This window comes from Variovorax sp. P1_H12_2 (assembly GCF_056405335.1).
Genome location: NZ_JBFUCI010000441.1, coordinates 1 through 5,109, shown reverse-complemented (window position 1 = coordinate 5,109; position 5,109 = coordinate 1). Strand labels below are relative to the sequence as shown.

The window sequence follows — 5,109 nt, the reverse complement described above, 5'->3', positions numbered from 1 at the left end:
CCGCGACCCCGCGCGCCGCACCCCCGGTGGCCGTTCCCGAGCCCAAGCGGCAGGCCGCTACAGGCGGGTCCCGGCTGCAGGTGGACGCCCGGGAGCCTGCGCCCGCGCTGAGCGGCAGCCTCAAGGCGACGCCCGAACTGAACCTGCCCGATGCCCCCGATCCGGTGCGCCGCGCGGCCGCGGCTGCGCTCTGGAGCGCGCTCGATCCCGCTGCCGCCGAGGAAGCGCAACGCGAGGCCAAGCGCACGAAGGACATGGATGCCACGCTGGCCGCGCTGCGCGAGCAGGCCGCACAAAACCAGCGGGCCCTGCTCGAACTGCGCGGCGAACTCGCCCAGGCGCGCGAGACCCGCTACGCCAATCCGCTGGTCTATGCCCTGGTTGCTCTGCTGCTGCTGGCGCTGATCGGCATGTTCATGCTGTGGCGCCTGGCGCGCCGGGCCACGGCGCCGGCCTGGTGGGGCGAGGCCGCGGCGGGAGCCGCCGATGCCGCGCGGCGACCGCAACCGCACGGYGGGCTGCTCGACGAAGACATGGACCTGGATTCGGACCCGCCGCGGGCCCGACGCGGGGCCCCTCCCAGGACCTTCGGCCCGACGCCTTTCGCGCCGCTCGAGAACGACGACCTCGACAGCGGCCCGCACGCGCCGCTGCCCCATCCGGCACAACTGGCGGAGGGTGCGCCGGTGCGACCGGTGAACACCGAAGAACTGTTCGACGTCCAGCAGCAGTCGGACTTCTTTCTCTCGCTGGGCCAGCACGACCAGGCCGTCGCCGTGCTGCGCGAGCACATTGCCGCCAATCCCGGCACCAGCGCGCTCGCCTATCTCGATCTGCTGCGGATCTTCCATTCGCTCGATCGCAAGGAGGACTACGCACGGCTGGYCGACGAATTCGAGCACGCCTTCAATGCCGATGTCCCGTCGTTCGAGCATTTCACCGAAGCCGGCAAGGGGCTGGAGCACTACCGCGGCACGCTGGCGCGCATCGAGGCCCTGTGGCCTGCGCCGGGCACGCTGGCCTTGATCGAGGAACTGGTGTTCCGCAAGCCCGGCAGCCATGATGACGGCGCCTTTGATCTGACGGCTTACCAGGAATTGCTGCTTCTGTATTCGGTGGCCAAGGAGGTGATCGACCCCGACAGCGCCTCGCCTGCCGCATTCGAACCCCATGCCTCCGCCGACGCCATCGCGCGCGATGGAGCGCCGACCGTGACCGCCCCGATCGAAGTCGAGGCCCCCCCGGCGGCCGTGAGAGGGGCGGTGCCGCCGCCCTCGATCTATGGTTCGATCGACCACGTCATGCACGACGACACCGTGCTGGATCCGGGTGTGCAGGTGCCGTCCGCGGCCCCTGCCGAGACGGCTCCGCCGTACCTCCGGCCCGATCTCGAGATGGACCTCGACGCCTTCGACAAGACCGCCTACGAGACCATGCCGGCGCCGATCGAGCCGCCGAAGCCGCCGGTGCCCTCCAGCGATCCTCACGTGATCGATTTCGACCTGTTCGATCCGAGCACCGAGGCGGAGATCGCTCCGCGGCCGATCATCAAGCGCTGAAAGCCGGCGTGCGGCGCTGCGCACGGTCCACCGCCACGCTCAGGGCGAGGGCGAGCAGCACGGTCGAGAGGCCGACCCAGTTCATCCAGGCGACGGCGTCGCGGGCCAGCAGCCAGCCGCCGGCAGCCGCGCCGACCGCCTGGCCGATGTAGATTCCGGAGCTGTTCAGCGCCACCGAGCCTGGCGCGAGCGCCGGCGACAGCGAGACCAGCCGCGCCTGCTGGGCCGAATTGGTGGCGAAGCAACCCAGGCCCCAAGGCATCAGGACCAGCGCCAGCGTCGCGAAGGTGATCGCCAGCGGCCACAGCAGCAGGCTCAACGCGATCAGCACGGTCGTGACCAGAACCATGCGCGGCGCACCGATCCGGTCGATGTAGCGGCTCACGACCATGTTGCCCACCAGCCCGCAGACGCCGAACCAGGCCCAAATGAGTCCCATCTGGGTCGCGTTGGCGCCCAGGCTCTGCCGAACGATCGGCGCAAAGTAGCTGAACAGCACGAACTGGCCCGCTCCCTGCAGCGCGGTCACCGAGACCACGCCCATCAGCAGCGGGCTCCTGAAGACGCGCCCCCAGGCTTCGCGTGACAGGGCGGCAGGGCGGATGCCCGAAGGCAACTTGAGCCAGACCCAGGCCGCACTGGCGATCGAAAGCACCGCGATCAGGCCGAACGCGGCTCGCCAGCYGAAATGGCCACCCACCAGCGCACCGATCGGAAGCCCCAGCACCGAGGCCATCGACCAGCCGAGAAAGACGAAAGTGACGGCGCGGCCACGTTGTTCGGGTGGCACCAGCAAGCCGGCGCAGGCGGCCGCCTGCGCGGTGAACACCGCGGGTGCGACGACGGTCAGCATGCGCACCAGCAGCAGCCCGCCGAAGCTCGGCATCAGCGTCGCCAGCAGGTGGCCGGCGGCATACCACAGCATGGTGCAGGCCAGCAGCAGGCGGCGGTCCCAGCCCGCAACCACGGCCGCCAGCAGCGGGGCGCCCAGGCACATCACGATCGCACCCGCGGTGATCAACTGGCCCGCCGTGGCCGCGCTGACCTGCAGGGACTGGCTCAATTCGTTGAGCGTGCCGGGCACCACCATCACGCCGGTGCCGATCACGAAATTGCCCGCCAGCAGGGCCCACAGGGCAGCCGGCAGGGCTGGCCGCTTCAACGGCGGACCTGCAGCGCGCCGGGGTTGACGATGTTGGTGGGGTTGCCCTTGATGAAGCTGACGACGTTGTCGAAAGCCTGGCCGAAGTACATCTCGTAGCTGTCCTGCTCGACGTAGCCGATGTGCGGCGTGCAGATGCAGTTCTCGAGCCGCAGCAGCGCATGGCCCTGCAGCGGCGGCTCGCTCTCGAAGACGTCGATCGCCGCCAGCCCGGGCCGGCCGCGGTTGAGTGCCGCCAGCAGCGCATCCTGCTCGACCAGTTCGGCGCGCGAGGTGTTGACGAACAATGCGGTCGGCTTCATGCGCGAGAGATCCTCGAGCGTGACCAGGCCCCGCGTCTCGTCGGTCAGCCGCAGATGCACCGACAGCACGTCGGCCGCGGCAAAGAAGGTCTCGCGGTCGGACGCGACCTGGAAGCCGTCGGAGCGTGCCTTGGCACAACTCTGTTCGCGGCCCCAGATCACGACCTGCATGCCGAATGCCTGGCCGTAGCGCGCCACCAACTGGCCGATGCGCCCGTAGCCCCAGATGCACAGCGTCTTGCCCTTGAGCACCGAGCCGAGACCGAAATTCGGTGGCATCGAGGCCGATTTGAGGCCCGCCTGCTGCCAGGCGCCATGTTTCAGGTTGCTGATGTACTGCGGCAGCCGGCGCATCGCGGCCATGATCAGGGCCCAGGTCAGTTCGGCCGGTGCCAGCGGCGAGCCCGAGCCCTCGGCCACGGCGATGCCCTGCTCGGTGCAGGCGTTGACGTCGACATGGCTGCCGACCCGGCCGGTCTGCGAGATCAGCTTGAGCTTGGGCAGCTTCTCGATCAGTTGCCTGGAGATCTGGGTGCGCTCGCGGATCAACACGATCACATCGGCGTCCTTCAGGCGCACCGAGAGTTGGCCAATGCCCTTGACCGTGTTGGTGTAGACCTTGGCCGCATAGGCGTCGAGCTTGGAGGCGCAGCTCAGCTTGCGCACCGCATCCTGATAGTCGTCGAGGATCACAATGTTCATGGCGTGCCATTGTGCCTCGCACGACCGGGATGCTGTGTCGGCGTATCTCGACTTGTCTGCTGCATCGGCCCGGATTGCCGGCGCCTGCTCGACGCCGGCATCCGCCTCGCGGGCGGGCTCAGTGCATGTGGGCCGGCCGGGGCGTGGCCTCGGCGGCCTCCAGCGCCACCAGGCGGTCGAGCTCCGCACACACATCCGCCATGCGGCCCGAGATCACCACACGACCGGCGGCCCGGCCCGGCTGTTGCGCGTCGACCGTCCGGACGACGCGCAGGGGGCGTGCCGGCGCACCTGCGGCCGCCGGAGCGCCCTGGCGAAGCCCGCAGCTGGGACGAACGCCGACGTAGCGCAGGCCCGATGACATCGTGCGGCCCGGACGGCGCCGTGGCATCCAGCGGTTGGCCAGCGACTGCAGCGGCGTCAGAAGATCAGCAATGCTGAGGAGAGCGATTCCCATGTGAACTCCAGAAAAATCAGAGGTTGAACACAGGCAGGATTGCTTTCATCGGCCTCGACAGGGTGATGGCTCTTCGCGCCATACGCCCGCCACCTGTTGCGGCCGGATCGGATGCGCATGCGTGACCGCAGGCGCGGAACTGGCCGGCTTACATCAGCATCGTGTTGCGGATCAGGCCGACCGCCAGGCCCTCGATTTCGAAGGGCTCGCCGGGCTGGACCACGATCGTGGGGTAGTCGGGGTTCTCGGCGTGCAGCTCGATGACCTGCTTGTTGCGCTTCAGGCGCTTGACCGTGACTTCGTCTCCCAGCCGCGCCACGACGATCTGGCCGTTGCGGGCTTCCTTGGTGGCCTGGACCGCCAGCAGGTCGCCGTCCATGATGCCGGCGTCGCGCATGGACATGCCACGCACCTTGAGCAGGTAGTCGGGTTGGCGCTGGAAGAGGGTGTTCTCGACGTAGTAGGTCTTGTCGACGTGTTCCTGGGCGAGGATCGGCGATCCGGCGGCGACGCGGCCGATCAGCGGCAATGCCAGCTGTGCCATGCCCGGCAGGGAGAGCGAGAACTGGTTGTTGCGGGATTCGTTGAGGGAGCGCAGTGCGTCGCCCTTGAGCCGGATGCCACGCGAGGTGCCGCTCACGAGCTCGATGACACCCTTGCGCGCCAGCGCCTGGAGATGCTCTTCGGCTGCGTTGGCCGACTTGAACCCGAGTTCGGCGGCGATCTCGGCCCGCGTGGGGGGCGCACCGGTGCGTGCGATGGCGCTCTGGATCAGATCCAGAATCTGCTGCTGGCGGGCTGTAAGCTTGACTGCGAACTGCATGGTGACTCCTGACGGGGTACTGGCTAAACGTCCAGTACCTGTATTTTTAACCAGTTTTGAAAAGTTGGCAAGCCATGGACCCCATCTCCCTGAACCGTGAGCGC

4 protein-coding genes and 1 pseudogene are annotated in these 5,109 nt (G+C 68.5%); 1 reads left to right on the top strand and 4 read right to left on the bottom strand.

Annotation, left to right across the window (positions count from 1 at the left end):
* A pseudogene (locus tag AC1D2K_RS29485) lies at positions 1–1,559 on the top strand (hypothetical protein); the annotation flags it as partial.
* On the opposite strand, the gene AC1D2K_RS29480 reads toward AC1D2K_RS29485, so the two are convergent.
* The 4 genes from AC1D2K_RS29480 to lexA all read right to left on the bottom strand — a co-directional run bounded on the left by AC1D2K_RS29480 (position 1,549) and on the right by lexA (position 5,005).
* On the bottom strand, positions 1,549–2,721 hold the full coding sequence (locus AC1D2K_RS29480) for an MFS transporter (protein WP_478093338.1): 1,173 nt from the start codon (positions 2,719–2,721) through the stop codon (positions 1,549–1,551). The pseudogene AC1D2K_RS29485 and the gene AC1D2K_RS29480 sit on opposite strands and share 11 nt — an antisense overlap.
* On the bottom strand, positions 2,718–3,725 hold the full coding sequence (locus tag AC1D2K_RS29475; protein WP_478093336.1) for a D-2-hydroxyacid dehydrogenase family protein: 1,008 nt from the start codon (positions 3,723–3,725) through the stop codon (positions 2,718–2,720). The genes AC1D2K_RS29480 and AC1D2K_RS29475 overlap by 4 nt, the downstream gene beginning before the upstream one ends.
* A gap of 118 nt (positions 3,726–3,843) precedes the next feature.
* Positions 3,844–4,182, bottom strand: a complete 339-nt coding sequence (locus tag AC1D2K_RS29470; protein ID WP_478093334.1) for a hypothetical protein — start codon at positions 4,180–4,182, stop codon at positions 3,844–3,846.
* A gap of 148 nt (positions 4,183–4,330) precedes the next feature.
* Entirely contained in the window at positions 4,331–5,005 is a 675-nt protein-coding gene (gene lexA, locus AC1D2K_RS29465; RefSeq protein WP_478093332.1) for a transcriptional repressor LexA, read from the bottom strand.
* Positions 5,006–5,109: the final 104 nt, after the last annotated feature.

Excerpts from the sequence above, each read along its gene's own strand:
- lexA (WP_478093332.1), bottom strand. The coding sequence starts at position 5,005 with ATGCAGTTCGCAGTCAAGCTTACAGCCCGCCAGCAGCAGATTCTGGAT.
- AC1D2K_RS29470 (WP_478093334.1), bottom strand. The coding sequence starts at position 4,182 with ATGGGAATCGCTCTCCTCAGCATTGCTGATCTTCTGACGCCGCTGCAG.
- AC1D2K_RS29475 (WP_478093336.1), bottom strand. The coding sequence starts at position 3,725 with ATGAACATTGTGATCCTCGACGACTATCAGGATGCGGTGCGCAAGCTG.